This window comes from Geodermatophilus sp. SYSU D01045 (genome assembly GCF_054050295.1).
The window spans coordinates 1-14,724 of the sequence record NZ_JBJGZB010000002.1; the positions used below are offsets into that span (position 1 = coordinate 1).

Consider the following 14,724-nt stretch of genomic DNA (forward strand, 5'->3'; position numbering starts at 1 on the left):
CCCCCCGCCAGGGCGGCGCGCGGGGCGGCCGGGCCGGGCCGGCGGGGGGGGGGGGGCCCCCGCCCCCCCCCCCCCCCCCCCCCCCCCCCCCCCCCCCCCCCCCCCCCCCGCCGGCCCCGCCCCCCGCCCCCCCCCCCCCCCCCTCGACGGTCCCGCGGACGGCGTCGGCGTCGTGGACCGGGAAGACGCCGACGACGGCGCCGCTGGCCGGGTTCGTCGACTCGAAGGTCTGGGTGGTGGCGTGCCGGTCGACCGTCCCCGCGGCGGCGTCGGTGACCGTGTCCATCTGCTCGGCGAGCGACATGTGGCGCAGGTTACCCGGCAAGTTACCGGTGCGTAGGTCCGGTCCGGGACCCGTCCGGGGAGTCCGCGCGCTGCCATGCTGGCGCCCGTGGCCGACCCCTTCGACACCGCGGGGCTGCGCCGCCGCGTGCTCGCCGCGTGGACCGACTCCCCGGCGCGCTTCCGCGAGGACGCCAACGCCGAGGAGGACCTGGTCCGCGGCGGCTACCGGGACCGGCTGCTGGTCGAGCTGGCGCAGAACGCCGCCGACGCCGCCGTGCGCGCGGGCGTGCCCGGGCGGCTGCGGCTGGAGCTGGCCACGGTGGGCGGCGGGGGAGAGGTGCTGCGCGCGGCCAACACCGGCGCCCCGCTGGACGCCGCCGGGGTCAGCGGCCTGGCGACCCTGCGGGCCTCGGCCAAGCGCGACGAGGTGCAGACGGTGGGCCGGTTCGGAGTGGGCTTCGCCGCCGTCCTCGCGGTCTCCGACGAGCCCGCCGTCCACTCGACCACCGGCGGCGTCCGGTTCAGCGCGGCGCACACCCGCGCCGCGGTGGCCGACGTCCCCGCGCTGGCCGGCGAGCTGGCCCGCCGCGACGGCGCCGTGCCGGTGCTGCGGCTGCCGTGGCCGGCCGACGGGCCCCCGCCGGACGGCTTCGCCACCGAGGTGGTCCTCCCGTTGCGCGCCGGGTCGCGGGCCGCCGTCCGCACCGCGCTCGAGGAGCTGGAGGCCGAGCTGCTTCTGGCGCTGCCGGGCCTCGCCGAGGTCGAGGTCGCCGTCGACGGTGCCGTCCGCACCCTGTCCTGCACGCGCACCCCGCCCCTGGCCCGGGTCCGCGACGGCGACCGCACCACCACCTGGCGGCTGGCGACCCGCGGCGGCGAGCTGCCCGCCGGGCTGCTGGCCGGCCGCCCGGTCGAGGAGCGCGCCCGCCGCGGCTACGACGTCACCTGGGCGGTGCCCCTCGACGACGACGGCCGGCCGGTGCCGCTGGCCGGGCGCCAGGTGGTGCACGCCCCGACCCCGAGCGACGAGCCGCTGTCGCTGCCGGTCCGGCTCGTCGCGCCGTTCCCGCTCGGCCCCGACCGCCGGCACGTGGCGCCCGGCCCGGTCACCGACGCGCTGGTCGACGTCGCCGCGGACACCTACGCCGACCTGGTCACCGGGCTCCCGGCCGACCCCGCCGTGCTCGGCCTGGTGCCCCGCATCGGGCTGGCCGCCGCCGAGCTCGACGCCGCGCTGGGCTCCGCCGTCCTCGACCGGCTGCGCGCCGCCGCCTGGCTGCCGGCCGCCGACGACTCCGGCACCCGGCAGCCGCCGGGCCGGGCCGCGGTCCTCGCCGACGAGACCGACGAGCGGGTCGCCGTCCTCGCCGGCGTCGTGCCCGGGCTGCTACCGGCGGGCTGGTCCCGGGGCGACGGCGCACCCGCGCTGGCCGCCCTCGGCGTGCGGCGGGTCGGCCCCGCGCAGGTGGTGGAGGCCGTCTCCGGGATCGGCCGGCCGGCGGACTGGTGGGCGCGGCTGTACGCCGCCCTCGACGGCGCCGACCGCGAGGAGCTGGGCGCGTTGCCGGTGCCGCTGGCCGACGGGCGGACCGCACCCGGCCCGGCCGGGGTGCTGCTGCCCGGCGAGGACCTGCCGGTGGCGCGGCTGGGCCCGCTGCACCTGCGGGTCGCCGACCCCGGCGCCGTCGCCGACCCGGCCGCCCGACGGCTGCTCGAGCGGCTGGGCGCGCGCCCGGCGACCGCCGCGGTCGTGCTCGCCGACCCGGACGTGCGGGGCGCGGTGGAGGAGTCGGTCGACGCGGTCGAGGAGGGCTTCGACGACGGCGACCCGGCGGCGCTGGCCGAGGCGGTGCTCGCGCTGGTGGCCGCCGCCGGCACCGCGCCGGGGGAGCTGCCCTGGCTGGCCGAGCTCGCGCTGCCCGACACCGAGGGCGCGTGGGCGCCGGCGGGGGAGCTGCTGCTGCCCGGCGCCCCGCTCGCCGCCGTCCTCCGCGACGGCGCCCTCGGGACGCTGGACCCGGACTTCGCCGCCGCGCACGACCCGGCCGTGCTGCGCGCGGCGGGCGTGCTCGCCGAGTTCGCGCTGGTGCGCGCGGAGGACCCCGACGACCTCGACGTCGACGCCGCCGGCGAGTGGGCCGACGCCGCCCTCGACCGCCTGCCGCCCGGCGGACCCCCGCCGGCGTGGCCGGCGCTGACCGCCGTCCGGGACCTGGAGCTGGTCGCCGACTGGGCCGGCGCGTTGCCGCTGCTGGCCGCCGCGCCGGAGGAGGCGTGGGCCGACGTCGTCCTCGACGGGGTCGCGGTGCCCTGCTACCTGCGCTGGTGGCTGTCCACCCACCCGGTGCTCGGCGGCCGGCGCCCCGACCGGCTGTGCGCGCCGGGCAGCCGCGAGCTGCGGGGGCTGTACGACCCGGCCGACGACCCGGCCGACGGGCCGGCCGCGGTGCTCGGGCGGCTGCGGCTGCCGGCCACCGTCGACGACGTCCTCGCCGACGTCGACACCGCGCTCGACCTGCTCGACCGGCTCGGCGACCCCGCGCGCGCGGTGCCGGCGCCGGTGCTGCGCACGGTCCACGCCCGGCTGGCGCGCGCGCTCGACGGTGTCGACGTCGACCCGCCGCGCCGGGTGCGGGTGGCGCCGGACCGGGTCGCCGACCCGGCGCGGGAGGCCGTCGTCGTGCTCGACGTCCCGTGGGTGCAGCCGCTGGTCGACGCGCTGCTGGTCCCGGCCGGCGGCGCGCCGGGGGCGGTGGCCGACCTGCTCGACCTGCCGCTGGCCGGCGAGCGGGTGCGGGCCGGGGTGACCAGCACCCCGGTGCTCCGGCAGCCGTGGGCGGCGGTGCCGGGCGCCGGCCTGGCCGCCGCCCGGCTGGGCCTGCCGGAGCTGACCGGCGAGGTCGCCGTCCACGAGCCGCTGCTGGCCGGCGGCCGGCCGGTGCCGTGGTGGCCCGGCGACGGCGTCGACCACGTGGACGGCAGCCCCGCCGCCCTCGGCCGGGCGCTGGCCTGGCGGGCCGGCGCCTGGCCGCTGCGGCAGGCGCTGGCCGAGGCGTTCGCCGACCCCGGCCGGGCCGCCGACCTCGCCGCGGAGGACGCGATCGGCTAGCCCAGCCGGGTGCTCAGAACCAGCGCGGGACGGCCTGGGCGCCGGGGGCGTGCCCGTGGGCGGAGGCCCGGCCGGCTGTCTTCCGGCCCCTCCGCAGGGGCCCGCCGCGAGCGTGCGAGCGGTGGGGGGGCAGAGGGGTCCTTCGACCACTGCTCGGCGGACGGGGACCCGGCCCGGGTGGTCGGGGCGAGCCCCGCGGTCCGCAGCCAGCGGATCCCGGCGACGCCGGGCAGCTGGGCGCGCAGGACCGGGCCCAGCGCCGCACCGGGCGAGGCGAGCACGGCCGAGGCCAGCCGCTCGAAGGCGGCGGCGTCCGCGGGCGGGAGAACGTCGCGCGCGGCGGCGGCCGCGGCGGGCAGGGGACGGGAGGGGCGTGACACGGGTGCCTCCGGGAGGAGGTCGGACCGGCCGCGGGCAGCCGGCAGCCAGGGGAGGGCGCGCCCGGGAGGGCGGAGGGGAGCGGGGAGCGGCAGCTCGACCCGCGGGCGTCCCGGTGGCAGGACGCGGACGTCGCGGCGAGGCGGTCGGCTCAGGAGCGCATGCGGCGACGATAGGGAGTCCCGGTCCGGCCCGTCGAATGCTTCACCGGGGCGCGGTCACCGCTGCGGGGCGTCGTCGGCTCCGGCCGCGCGGGCGGCCTTGCGCGCCTGGTGGGCCTCCCACCGCTCGCGGTCGCGGGCACGGGAGTCCGCGGTGCGCTCCCAGCGGGCCCTGCGCCGGCGCGCGCGGAGCATCTCCCGCTCCTCGAAGGAGGAGTGCGTGTCCCAGTCCCGGGCCATGACCAGCACCAGGAGGAGCACGGCCCCGAAGATGACCAGCCCGGCGGCGACGATCACGTCCGGGATCGCGAGGAACGCCACGACCGAGACCGCCGCCCAGATCAGGCCCGCCAGCACCAGTCGCGCGTTCACGCCGTCCAGTATCCCCGCCTCCGCGGGGCGGGGGCCGTCCCCTGCGTCCCGGGTGGGGAGTCCCTGGTCACGGCCCCGCGCGCCGGGGGCGACACGCCGGTCCCGGCAGGGCGTGCACGCCGTGGCGGACCTTGCGCCCCACCCGTCCCGCGCCTACCGTCCGGGTTGCGGTTCAACATCCAGCCGTGCTCCGCCGATGTCGGACTCCGCGCCGTGGTGTGGCTCTCGAGCCGCTGTCCTCCGCACGGGCCCGCCCTCTATCGAGAGGCGCACCGTGACCACTCTCTCCTCCGGCCCTCCGGCCACCTCGGGCTCCGCCGATGACCTCCTGACCGTCGAGACCGTCTCCGTCGACGGCGCGACCCGGCTCCTGTGCACCGGCGAGGTCGACTGCGCCAGCGCGCCGCTGCTCCGCCGCGAGCTCGACGGCGCGTTCGCCTCGGGCGCGCGGGTGGTGACCGTGGACCTCGAGGCCGTGACCTTCCTCGACTCGGCCGGCCTGTCCGCGCTGGCGATCGCCCACCGCACCGCCGAGGCGCAGGGCACGCGCCTGCGGGTGCTGGTCGGCACCCGGGCCGTGGTCCGGGCGCTGCAGGTCACCGGCCTGTGGGACCTGCTGGGCGTCGAGCAGGTCCGGCCCGGCACCGGAGCCGGCGCCGCCTAGCACCCGTCGTCGTGGCACCCGTCCTCATGGCACCCGTCCTCGTGGCACCCGTCCTCCCGACCTGACTGCGCGCGGCCCCTCGCCGGGGAGCAGACTCGGCGGCGGTGCGGGGCCTGCCCGCCGGCCGAGTCGAGGAGGAGGACGCCGTGCGTGACGCGGTCATCTGTGAGCCGCTGCGGACCCCGGTCGGGGGCTTCGGGGGGTCGCTGCGGGACGTGCCCGTGCAGGACCTCGCCTCCACCGTCGTCAGGGCGCTCGTGGAGCGCACCGGCCTGCCGCCGGAGTCGGTCGACGACGTCGTCCTCGGCCACTGCTACCCGACCATGGAGGCGCCGGCCATCGGCCGCGTCGCCGCCCTCGACGCCGGCCTGCCGGTGACCGCGAGCGGCATCCAGGTCGACCGTCGCTGCGGCTCGGGCCTGCAGGCGGTGCTGTACGCCGCGATGCAGGTGCAGACCGGCGCCGCCGAGGTCGTGCTGGCCGGTGGCGCCGAGTCGATGAGCAACGCGCCCTTCTACTCGACCGCCATGCGCTGGGGCGTCAAGGCCGGTCCCGGCGTCCTGCTCCAGGACGGCCTGGCCCGCGGCCGCGTCACCGCCGGCGGCGTGAACCACCCGGTGCCCGGCGGCATGCTCGAGACCGCGGAGAACCTGCGCCGCGAGTACTCGATCGGCCGCGAGGAGCAGGACGAGTACTCCGTCCGCAGCCACCGGCGCGCCGCCGCCGCCACCGAGGAGGGCCGGTTCGCCGACGAGATCGTCCCGGTGACGGTGAAGGGCCGGAAGGGCGACACCGTCGTCGACCGCGACGAGCACATCCGCCCCGACTCGACCGTCGAGACCCTCGCGAAGCTCCGCCCGATCATGGGCAGGGACGACCCCGAGGCCACCGTCACCGCCGGCAACGCCAGCGGCCAGAACGACGGCGCCGCGGTCTGCGTCGTCACCTCGCCGGAGAAGGCCGCCGAGCACGGCCTGCGCCCGCTGGCGCGCGTCGTGTCCTGGGCGGTGGCCGGCGTCCCGCCGCGGACCATGGGCATCGGCCCGGTCCCGGCGACGGCGAAGGCACTGGACCTCGCCGGCCTCAAGCTCTCCGACATCGACCTCATCGAGCTCAACGAGGCCTTCGCCAGCCAGGTGCTGGCGGTGACCCGGGAGTGGGGCTTCACCGAGTCCGACTTCGACCGGATGAACGTCAACGGCTCGGGCATCTCCCTGGGCCACCCGGTCGGCGCCACCGGCGGGCGGATCCTCGCGACGCTGACCCGCGAGATGGACCGCCGCGGCGCCCGCTACGGCCTGGAGACGATGTGCATCGGCGGCGGGCAGGGTCTGGCCGCCGTCCTCGAGCGCGTGTGACACCTCGCCCGGCGTGTCCGGGGGCTGCCCGGCATGATCGGCCGGCAGCCCCCGACCCCGAGGAGAACCTCCCCATGAGCGAGTCCCCCGCCCGCGTCGCGATCGTCACGGGCGCCGCCCGCGGCATCGGTGCGGCCACCGCGCTGCGCCTGGCCGCCGACGGCTTCGCCGTCGCGGTGCTCGACCTCGACGAGTCCTCCACCGCCGGCACCGTCCAGGCGATCGAGGCCGCGGGCGGGCGCGCGCTGGGGGTGGGGGCCGACGTCGGCGACGCCGAGCAGGTGCAGGCCGCCGTCGACCGGATCGCCGCCGAGCTCGGCCCGCCGGTCGTGCTGGTCAACAACGCGGGCGTCACCCGCGACAACATGCTGTTCAAGATGACCGACGCCGACTGGGACGTGGTCATGCACGTCCACCTGCGCGGCTCGTTCCTCATGACCCGCGCCTGCCAGAAGCACATGGTCGAGGCGCAGTGGGGCCGGGTGGTCAACCTGTCCTCGACCTCGGCGCTGGGCAACCGCGGCCAGGCCAACTACGCCACCGCCAAGGCCGGGCTGCAGGGCTTCACCAAGACCCTCGCCATCGAGCTGGGCAAGTTCGGCGTCACCGCCAACGCGATCGCCCCGGGCTTCATCCAGACCGAGATGACGAAGGCGACCGCCGAGCGGATCGGCCGGGACTGGGAGGAGTACGTGGCCGAGCGCGCCGCGGCGATCCCGGTGGCCCGCGCCGGCGTGCCCGAGGACATCGCGCACACCGTGTCGTTCTTCGTCAGCGAGGGCGCGGGCTTCGTCTCCGGCCAGGTGGTCTACGTCGCCGGCGGCCCCCGCACCTGACGGAGGACCCCCGTGCCCCCACGCCACGCACGCGCAGGCGGAGGGCCCCGGCACGGGAGCCGGTCCAGCACGTCACCGCGACGGGTCGCGGTCGGGGTAGCGGGCGCGGGCCAGGGCGTAGACGCCGAACGCCGCGAACCCGGCCGCGACGACGGTGAGCAGCCACGGTCCCGCGCCGGTCCGGCCGATCGTGGTCATCGCGCCGTCCAGGCCGGTGGCGGTGGAGACGTCGGCCGTCGTCGCCGCGCGCCACAGCAGCACCCCGACGACGCCGAACGCCACGCCCTTCGCCACGTACCCGACCCGCCCGACGGCCTCGATCACCGGCTCCCACCGGTCGGGCGCGGCGGGCAGGTCGACGTCCTTCATGAAGCCGCCGGTGGCCCCGCGCCACAGCGAGTACAGCCCCACGGCGACGACGCCGGTGGCCGCGACCGCCACCGCCACCGCGCCGCCGGGCACCTCGAGGGTCTCGCCGGTCAGCTCGCGCAGCCGCTCGTCGGCCTCGTACTCGGCGCCGACGCCGAACAGCAGCGCGGTGACCCCGAGGACGGCGTACACGAGCGCCTTGGCCAGGCACTTGGCGCAGACGACGGCGGTGCGGGTGCGGTGCGCGCGGTCGAGCAGCCCGCGCCACCACAGCAGCACCTCACCGGCCTGCCAGAGCGCCAGCGCCAGCAGACCCAGGCCGATCGCCCACAGCAGCACCGACCCGCCGGGGGTGGCCGCGACCGTCTCCAGCGCCCCGGTCTGGTCGGCGTCGGTGCCGGCCGCGCCGCGGGAGAGCCGCCAGGTCAGCCAGCCGATGAGCAGGTGGACCACCCCGTAGGCGACCAGCCCGACGCGGGCGGCGGCCTCCAGCACCGGGTGGTCGGTGACCTCCCGGGCGGCCGCGACCGCCCGGTGCACGCGGGAGAGCGGCCCCGTCACGTCCGCTCGGGGTAGCGGGCCCGGACGAAGCAGAAGACGCCGAACGCGGCGATGCCCACGGCCACCAGGGTCAGCAGCGCCTTCCCGAACGGGGCCTCGAGGATGGTGCGCATCGCGCCGTCGAGGCCCGAGACCTTCGCCGGGTCGAAGGTGACCGCCGCGTAGACCAGCAGCCCGCCGACGACGCCGAACGCCACGCCCTTGGCGGGGTAGCCGACCTGGCCGAGCCGGGTGACCGTGCGGCGGGCGGCCGGCGGCGCCGAGGTGAGGTCGATCTCGTCGACGAAGCTCTTCTTCACGCCCTTGACCACCTGGTGGATGCCGATGCCGATGACCACCAGGCCGGCCACGCCGACCAGCCAGCGGCCGCCGGGCCAGCCGAAGACGCCGGCCGCGGCCTGCTGCTGCTGGGCCGCGCTCGACTGGCCCACGCCGGCGGCGAACCGGAAGGCGGCCACCGCCACCACCGCGTAGACGACCGCCTTGGCCAGCGCCTTGACCGACTTCGTGACCGCCTTCTTGCGCAGCTCGCCCGACGCCGACCAGCCGTACCGCCAGCGCAGCACCTCGGCGGCCTGCCACAGCGCGAGCGCCACCAGCCCGATGCCGAGCACCCACAGCAGCGGCTTCCCGACCGGCGTCTCGGCGAGGGTGCCGAGCGCGCCGGACTGGTCGGCCGGCTGGTCGCCGCCGCCCCAGGCCAGCTGCAGCGCCAGCCACGCCACGAGCAGGTGGACGACGCCGTACGCGACCAGCCCCACGCGGGCCAGGTTCTCGAGGGCGTCGCTCCTGCCCGACGTCCCTGACGCCGTCCCCGTCCCGGCCATGGCCGCCCTCCTCCGTCCGCTCCTGTGCGGCGTCAGCGTGGCACGGGGACGGCCGCCGCGCCGGTCAGCCGACCGGGTGCCGCGCCCGGGCCAGCAGGTAGACGGCGAAGGAGGCCAGCCCGGTGGCGACGACGACCAGCAGCCACCGGCCGTAGGGCTCCCCGGCGACGGCACGCAGCGCACCGTCGAGACCGGTGGCGCGCGCCGGGTCGAAGGTCGCCGCGGCCCAGCCGACGATGCCGCCGACGAGGACCAGCGCCACGCCCTTGAGCACGAAGCCGACCTGAGCGGAGCGGTGGGTGAGCCGACACAGCGCCGGGGCGACGGTGCGGAGGTCGATCTCGCCGAGGAAGTCCGACCGCAGGCCCTTGCGCACGTGGTAGAGCCCGATGCCGACGACGGCCGCCGCGACGCCCACCACCAGCTCCTGCCCGGCCGGCCACGACAGCACGCCCCGCACCGCCTCGCGGTCCTCGGCCGGCTCGTGGACCAGGCCCAGGGCCTGCCGGACCGCGGCCAGCGCCAGGTAGCCGTAGAACACCGCCGTCCCCACGGTCTTGACCACCTGCACCAGCGCCGCGCGGCGCTCGCGGCCCGGCGGCGGCAGCCGGTGGTGGTGGCGCAGCACCTCGACCGCCTGCCACAGGCACAGGCCGGCCAGCGCGCCGGCCAGCACCCACAGCAGCACGTTGCCCAGCGGGGTGGCGGCGAGCAGGGCGAGCGCGCCGGCGGAGTCGGTCGACTCGGCGGGGGTGACCAGCCCCGGCGTCCCGAAGCCCAGCTGCAGGGCCAGCCAGGCGACCAGCAGGTGGATGAGGGCGTACCCGACCAGCCCGGCGCGGGCGACGTGCTCGAGCAGGCGGCTGCGGGCAGCGCGCTGCGGCGCCCGGACCCCGCCCTCGGTCACGCCGCCCCCGTCGTCCTCGCCCGTGCGCCTGCTCGCGCGGGACCCCGAGCGTCGCACGCACCGGGCCGCCGCGCCGGGTCCGGCGGCCGATGCGGGACACTGGGCGTCGTGGTCAACGCGACGACGGCACGCACGAAGACGGCACGCACGAAGGCGGGCACCGCCCCCCTCCGCACCGAGCGGGACGCCGCCCGCCGCGCCTGGCCGCTGCGCGCCGCCGTCGGCGTCGTGCTCGTCGTCCTCGCGGTGCTCGCCGTCGTGACTGGGGAGCTCGGCGCCCGGCTGCTGCTCGGCGGGCTGGGCGTCCTCGCCGCCGCCCGCGGCGCCGGGCTGCTGCGCGCGGGGTCGGTCCCGGCCGGGGCGGCCGCCGTCGCCGGTGGGGTCGCCGCGGTCGCGGTCGCCGTCGTCTCCGCCGCCGCGACCGGCTGGGTGCTGCTCGCCGGCGTCCCGCTGACGCTGCTGGCCGGCTCGGCCGTCGCGCTCGCCCGCGGGGGCGCCGCCCGCCGCGGCGGCGCTGCGCTGCTGGTGTGGACGGTGCTGGTCGGCGCGCTGCTCGCCGGCACGCTCGCCGTCCAGGGGGCCGGCCGCGCCGCCGACGTCGCCACGGTGGTCGCCGCCCTGGCCGCGGGCCTGGCGGCGGTGCCGCTGCTGGTCGCCGCGGCGGGACTGCGCGCGGTCGCGAACGCCCCGGCGCCGGCCCGCCCGGCCGGGTGCGGGGGCTGCGCCTGCTCGGCCGGCGGCTGCGGCGTCCCGCAGGCGGGCTAGCGCTCCACCCGCCACACCGTCGCCCGGTCGCAGGTGGTGACGGCGACCAGCGCGCCGTCGGCACCCACCCCGAGGCCGTCGGCGGTCCCGTCGGCGCACAGCTCCACCCGGCCGGTCACCGAGCCGTCGGGGTCGACGCGGGTGAGCGCGACCCGGTCGTGCAGCACCCACAGCTCCCCGTCGACGACGGCCAGCGCGGCCGGCGCGGCGTCGACGACCGCCAGCCGCACGGGCGCGTCCGCGCCGGGGGTCAGCGCGACCAGCGCCGCCGGGCCGGAGACGTCCGGCGCCACGACGGTGTACGCCGTCCCGTCCGGGCCGACCGCCAGACCGGTCGCGCCGGACTCCTCCTCGCCGGGCAGCAGCACCACCGGCTCGCCCACCGCGGCGAGGTCCGCGCCGAGGCGGACCAGCACCGCGACCGAGGGCCCGCGCCCCTCGCGCGGCACGGACGCCGACACGACCACCCCGCCGTCGGGCGTCGGTGCGAGCGCGTCGACGGCGAACCGGCCCGCGCCCTCGGCGAGACCGGCCAGCGGCAGCTCGGCGGTGCCGGTCACCGCGCCGGTCGCCGGGTCGACGCGGAGCACGACCGGCACGCCGTCGGCGCGCTGCACCCCGACCAGCAGGCCGCCGTCGGGGGTCGCCGCGGCCACCGTGCCGATGGCGTCCGCGGGGAAGGGGGCGACCGGGGTGGTGGCGGTGACCCGCCCGCCGCCCGGGTCCACCGCGGCCACCGCGTACCCCGACGGGAACTCGCCGGCGACGAGCGTCCCGCCGCCGGTGGCGAGCACGACGTCGGCCCGCGTGCCGTCGGGCAGCGGTACCTCGCCGGGGACCTCCCCGGAGGTGGGGTCGACGACGGTCAGCCCGGCGCCCCCGTAGGGGTCGGCGACCAGCAGCAGCACCTCCTCGCCGGCGACCGTCACGCCGTTGACCAGCCCGCCGGTGCTGCCGGTGGAGACGGTCGACGTGAGTACCGTCAGCGGGGCCGCGCCGGTGGCGGAGCCGGGGACGGTCGTCGTGCAGGCGGTCAGCGCGGCGGCCAGGGCGAGCGGCGCGGCGGCGGTCAGGAGGCGGCTGGGCACGGGACCACCGTGGGGGTGCCCGCTCGCGCCGGGCTTGGGCGCGACTTGCACCCGGTCCCGTTCCGTCGCGGCGGTGCCGTGGGTAGGGGAGCGGGCGTGAGTGGACACGTCTTCGTCGTGGGTGCCGACCTCACCCGCCTGTCCTGCGACGACGTCCTCGTGCCCACCGGCCGGACGCTGCGCGTCGGCGCCAGCTGGCGGGCGCTGCTGCCCGACGACCTGGTGCGCGACGAGGACGCCGACGGCGTGTGCGTCGACCTGGCGTGGCGCGGCGACGAGCGGGTGCTCGAGGTCCCCGGCACCGGGCCGCGGCGGGCCTGGCTGCTCGACACCGTCGATGACTGCGGCCGCGGGCTGGGCTGGCTGCTCGACGGCGCCCGCGAGGCGCTGGCCGCCGTCGCCCGCCGAGACGTGACCGAGCCGGTGCACGGCCGGGCGCGGCGGCTGGTCGGGCTGCCGGCGCTGGGCACCGGCTGGGGCGGGGCCGCCGGGCGGCGCGGGGACCTGCTGCAGCAGCTGCTGCCGGTGCTGCGCGAGGCCGCCGACGAGCACGGCTTCGACGTCGCGCTGGTGCTGCGCGGGCCCAGCGACCTCGCCGCCGCCCAGCGGGTGCGCCGCGGCGACGACGCCGGCTGGGACCTGCCCGAGCCGCTGAAGGAGCTGGCCGAGCAGCTGGGGGAGCGCGCCCGCCGCGGCCAGCTGGCGCTGTTCATCGGCGCCGGGGTCAGCGCCGCCGCCGGCCTGCCGACGTGGGAGGAGCTGCTCGGGGAGCTGGCCGCCCGCTCGGGCCTCGACGACGACCTGCGCGAGGGGCTGTCCCGGCTGCCCCCGCAGGACGCCGCGGCGCTGCTCGCCCGGGAGCTCGGCCGCGACGAGCTCGAGCGCTTCGTGCAGGAGCGCTTCGGCCCCGGGCCGTACGCGCTGGCGCACGCGCTGATCGCCGACCTGCCGGTGCAGGAGTTCGTGACCACCAACTACGACCCGCTGGTCGAGCTCGCCGCCGCCGACATGGGCCGGGAGCTGTCGGTGCTGCCCTACGACGAGCCCCGGCCCGGCCGGCCGTGGCTGCTCAAGCTGCATGGCGACGCCGCGCACCCGGCCGGCGTCGTCCTGACCCGCGAGGAGTACCTGCAGCTCGGCGACTCCCGCGCCGCGCTCTCCGGCGTCCTGCACTCGCTGCTGCTCACCCGGCACGTGCTGTTCGTGGGCACCTCGATGCTCGACGACGACCTCATCCGCATCGCCCACCAGGTGCGCAGCGCGGTGCAGGTGCCCGGGCGCGAGCCGCGCCGCCGCTCCGGCACGGTGCTCGCGCTGCACGAGGACGCCGCCCGCAGCCGGCTGTGGGAGCAGGACGTCGAGACCGTGGCGATGGGCGGGCCGGACGCCTCCCCGGCCGAGGCCGCGCGCCGGCTGGAGGTGCTGCTGGACCTGCTCGGCTGCCTGTCCACGCCGCCCACCGGCTACCTGCTCGACCCGGCCTACCGCGGGATGCTCTCGGACGAGGAGCGAGTGCTGGCCGAGGCGCTGCAGCCGGTCGCCGAGCGCCTGCCGGAGGGGGCGTCGACACCGTCGGCGGCGGGGGAGGTGGCCGCGCTGCTGCGCCGGCTGGGCGCCGGGCGGTCGGCCGGCGCGCGCGACGGGTCCGCCGACGACCGCCTCGTCGACGACCGCCCCGTCGACGAGGCCACCGACGCCCGCGACGACCGGCTGCAGCAGCAGCGCCCGGGCTGAGGCCGGCCCCACCCGGCCGAGGTTGACCCGCCCTCGTCCGGGGAACCGCGGGACCCATGCGCCTGGAGAACTCCCTCGCCCTGCTCACCAAGGGCTACGCCTGGCTGCCCGACCTGCGCCGCGCCTCCGGCCGGCACGCCGTCGGGACGCGGCTGGGCGGCCTGCCCGCGGTCGGCGTCGAGGGCCCGGAGGCGGCGCGGTTCCTCTACGACGAGGCCCACGTGCACCGCGCGCACGCCATCCCCGAGCCGGTGCAGGGCACGCTGTTCGGGAAGGGCGCGGTGCACACCCTCGACGGCGAGGCGCACCGGGTGCGCAAGGCGATGTTCGTCCAGGTGCTCATGGACCCCGCCGCGGTCGAGGCGCTCACCGAGCGGGCCGCCGCCGCCTGGGACGACGCCGCCCGCCAGTGGGCCGCCCGCCCGGAGTTCGTGCTGTTCGACGAGTCGGCGCGGGTGATCGCCGGCGCCGTCACCCGGTGGGCCGGCATCACGGTCACCGACGCCGAGGTGCCCGCGCTGGCCCGCGACCTGCTGGCGATGGTCGACGGCTTCGCCACCGGCGGGCCGCGGCACTGGCGCGCGCGGCGGGCCCGTGGCCGGCGCGAGGAGTGGCTCGCGGGGATCGTCCAGCAGGTCCGGTCCGGGGAGCTGGTGGTGCCGCCGGGGTCGGTGCTGCAGGTCGTGGCCGCGCACCGGGACGCCGACGGCGGGCTGCTCGACCCGCGGGTGGCCGCCGTCGAGTTGCTCAACGTCATCCGCCCGACCACCGCCGTCGCCTGGTTCCTGGCCTTCTCCGGGCACGCGCTCGCCACCTGGCCCGACTACCGCGGCAAGCTGGCCGCCGCCGACGCCCCCTTCGCCGAGGCGTGGGCGCACGAGGTGCGGCGCTTCTACCCCTTCGCGCCGTTCATCGGCGGCCGGGCGCCGCAGCGGTTGGAGTTCGCCGGGCAGACGATCCCGAGGAACGCGATGGTGCTGCTCGACCTCTACGGGCAGAACCACGACCCGGACCTGTGGGAGGAGCCCTACGCCTTCCGCCCCGAGCGGTTCCTCGACCGGGAGATCGGCGAGTTCGACCTGGTGCCCCAGGGCGGCGGCGACCCGCGGACCAACCACCGCTGCCCCGGCGAGCGGATCACGGTCGCGTTGCTCGCCGCGCTGGCGCCCCGGCTCGCCCGGCTGCGGGCGGACTTCGCCCCCGGCCAGGACCTGAGCATCTCGCTGCGCCGCATCCCCGCCCTGCCGGCCAGCCGCGTGGTGATGCAGCCCCACTGACCCGTTCCACGCGCGCTCGTGCTCTGCCCCGCA

At 78.6% G+C, this 14,724-nt stretch carries 12 protein-coding genes; 7 read left to right on the plus strand and 5 right to left on the minus strand.

Going from position 1 to position 14,724, the window contains the following annotated elements; all coding sequences use genetic code 11:
* Positions 1-391 precede the first annotated feature (391 nt).
* Positions 392-3,394, plus strand: a complete 3,003-nt coding sequence (locus tag ACI798_RS01790) for a sacsin N-terminal ATP-binding-like domain-containing protein (RefSeq protein ID WP_457047037.1) — start codon at positions 392-394, stop codon at positions 3,392-3,394.
* Positions 3,395-3,990: 596 nt separating this feature from the next.
* On the opposite strand, the gene ACI798_RS01795 is transcribed toward ACI798_RS01790, so the two are convergent.
* Positions 3,991-4,305, minus strand: coding sequence for a hypothetical protein (locus ACI798_RS01795; RefSeq protein ID WP_456939583.1), 315 nt, complete (start codon positions 4,303-4,305; stop codon positions 3,991-3,993).
* 274 nt (positions 4,306-4,579) lie between these two features.
* On the opposite strand from ACI798_RS01795, the gene ACI798_RS01800 reads away from it, so the two are divergent.
* From ACI798_RS01800 to fabG, 3 genes are all read left to right on the plus strand, one after another.
* Complete coding sequence (locus tag ACI798_RS01800; RefSeq protein WP_456939584.1) at positions 4,580-4,969, plus strand: STAS domain-containing protein; 390 nt, start codon at positions 4,580-4,582, stop codon at positions 4,967-4,969.
* A gap of 146 nt (positions 4,970-5,115) precedes the next feature.
* Entirely contained in the window at positions 5,116-6,327 is a 1,212-nt protein-coding gene (locus ACI798_RS01805; protein ID WP_456939585.1) for an acetyl-CoA C-acetyltransferase, read from the plus strand.
* 74 nt (positions 6,328-6,401) lie between these two features.
* Positions 6,402-7,163 (plus strand): 3-oxoacyl-ACP reductase FabG, encoded by a 762-nt coding sequence (fabG, locus tag ACI798_RS01810; protein ID WP_457047038.1) that lies wholly within the window; start codon positions 6,402-6,404, stop codon positions 7,161-7,163.
* A 72-nt stretch (positions 7,164-7,235) separates the two neighbouring features.
* Here the strand turns inward: fabG and ACI798_RS01815 are convergent, their stop codons facing one another.
* The 3 genes from ACI798_RS01815 to ACI798_RS01825 all read right to left on the minus strand — a co-directional run bounded on the left by ACI798_RS01815 (position 7,236) and on the right by ACI798_RS01825 (position 9,827).
* The gene (locus ACI798_RS01815) at positions 7,236-8,093 is read right to left on the minus strand and encodes a DUF1206 domain-containing protein (RefSeq protein ID WP_457047039.1); all 858 of its coding nucleotides are present in this window, start codon (positions 8,091-8,093) and stop codon (positions 7,236-7,238) included.
* Complete coding sequence (locus ACI798_RS01820; protein WP_457047040.1) at positions 8,090-8,920, minus strand: DUF1206 domain-containing protein; 831 nt, start codon at positions 8,918-8,920, stop codon at positions 8,090-8,092. Before ACI798_RS01820 ends, ACI798_RS01815 begins: the two co-directional genes overlap by 4 nt.
* A 64-nt stretch (positions 8,921-8,984) precedes the next feature.
* Entirely contained in the window at positions 8,985-9,827 is an 843-nt protein-coding gene (locus tag ACI798_RS01825; RefSeq protein WP_457047041.1) for a DUF1206 domain-containing protein, read from the minus strand.
* Between the two features lie 108 nt (positions 9,828-9,935).
* Between ACI798_RS01825 and ACI798_RS01830 the strand changes: the two genes are divergently transcribed.
* Positions 9,936-10,592: a hypothetical protein gene (locus tag ACI798_RS01830; RefSeq protein ID WP_457047042.1), complete on the plus strand. Its 657-nt coding sequence runs from the start codon at positions 9,936-9,938 to the stop codon at positions 10,590-10,592.
* On the opposite strand, the gene ACI798_RS01835 is transcribed toward ACI798_RS01830, so the two are convergent.
* Positions 10,589-11,680, minus strand: a complete 1,092-nt coding sequence (locus ACI798_RS01835) for a hypothetical protein (RefSeq protein ID WP_457047043.1) — start codon at positions 11,678-11,680, stop codon at positions 10,589-10,591. The two genes, ACI798_RS01830 and ACI798_RS01835, sit on opposite strands and share 4 nt — an antisense overlap.
* Positions 11,681-11,776: 96 nt before the next feature.
* Here ACI798_RS01835 and ACI798_RS01840 point away from each other — a divergent pair, with 96 nt between their 5' ends.
* A complete protein-coding gene (locus ACI798_RS01840) occupies positions 11,777-13,414 on the plus strand; it encodes an SIR2 family protein (protein ID WP_457047044.1) in 1,638 nt (545 codons plus the stop codon).
* Between the two features lie 56 nt (positions 13,415-13,470).
* Positions 13,471-14,691: a cytochrome P450 gene (locus ACI798_RS01845; RefSeq protein WP_457047045.1), complete on the plus strand. Its 1,221-nt coding sequence runs from the start codon at positions 13,471-13,473 to the stop codon at positions 14,689-14,691.
* The last annotated feature ends 33 nt before the right edge of the window (positions 14,692-14,724 follow it).

Excerpts from the sequence above, each read along its gene's own strand:
- fabG (WP_457047038.1), top strand. The coding sequence starts at position 6,402 with ATGAGCGAGTCCCCCGCCCGCGTCGCGATCGTCACGGGCGCCGCCCGC.
- ACI798_RS01820 (WP_457047040.1), bottom strand. The coding sequence starts at position 8,920 with ATGGCCGGGACGGGGACGGCGTCAGGGACGTCGGGCAGGAGCGACGCC.
- ACI798_RS01845 (WP_457047045.1), top strand. The coding sequence starts at position 13,471 with ATGCGCCTGGAGAACTCCCTCGCCCTGCTCACCAAGGGCTACGCCTGG.